Genomic DNA, 307 nt, shown 5'->3' on the forward strand with positions numbered 1-307 from the left:
CCCGGAATTCAGGTATCACAACTCTACCCGTACATACAGATCCACTAGGATGAACATTAGAATATGGAAATTGATATAATTTCATTCCTTCTTCTAACGCCATATCTTCTTTTACAGCAAAGACAGAGATATTCGTAACTCGTTTTTGGTACACCGTATAACGAAATAATAGACGTGGAAAGCCTACTTGTTGAAACGGTCGTTCAAAGAAATGAATATCCCACTGAGCCTTTGGTACTTCAATCCAAACAGCTTGTTTATCTCCACTCTTAGATAACACCTCGTGTTTTATACAACCTTTTGGGAG

General features: G+C 38.1%; 1 pseudogene. It reads right to left on the bottom strand.

Features of this window, described 5'->3' with window-relative positions:
- Nucleotides 1-307, bottom strand: a pseudogene (locus FOT98_RS32020) (prokaryotic E2 ligase family D protein); the annotation flags it as partial.

Origin of the sequence: Bacillus sp. HY001, from assembly GCF_007558965.1 — a bacterium.
In the GTDB taxonomy this organism is placed as follows: Bacteria; Bacillota; Bacilli; order Bacillales; family Bacillaceae_G; genus Bacillus_A; species Bacillus_A mobilis.